Annotated in this window: 1 protein-coding gene; it reads right to left on the reverse strand. The window is 74.9% G+C overall.

The window, feature by feature from the left end; all coding sequences use genetic code 11:
- Nucleotides 1-593, reverse strand: a 593-nt coding sequence (locus ACYVO2_RS37305; protein ID WP_461012569.1) for an SDR family NAD(P)-dependent oxidoreductase, incomplete at both ends; no start/stop codon positions are given.

The raw sequence follows: 593 nt of genomic DNA on the forward strand, positions 1-593 counted from the left end.
GGGGTCAGGGACTCCACGACGCCGTCGTCCAGCACACCGGCGGCGTGGACCACCCCCGTGAGCGCGGGAATGCCCGCCAGCACCTCGGCCAGAGCGTCCCGGTCGGCGACGTCGCAGGCCGCCACCCGCACCCGGGCGCCCAGGCCGGTCAGTTCCGCCTCCAGCTCCGGGGCGTGACCGCCGCGGCTGGTCAGCACCAGATCGCGCACACCGTGCTCGGTGACCAGGTGCCGGGCCAGCACCGCGCCCAGCGCACCCGTACCACCAGTGATCAGCACCGTGCCCTCGCCGTCCCACGCAGGGGCGTCGGCCGTCCGGGCCGCCGTCACCCGGGCCAGACGCGGGACGAGCACAGCCCCGGCGCGGATCGCCGCCTGCGGCTCGTCCACCCCCGGCACCACACCCAGCGACACAGGGTCGTCATCCACATCCACCAGCACGAACCGCCCCGGATGCTCGGTCTGCGCCGAACGGATCAGACCCCACACCGCCGCGGCCGCCAGATCACCCACAGCCTCCCCGCCGGCCACCGACACCGCACCCCGCGACACCAGCACCAACCGCGACGAAGCCAAAGCCTCCTCGGCCAGCCA

It is taken from the genome of Streptomyces capparidis, assembly GCF_054782095.1.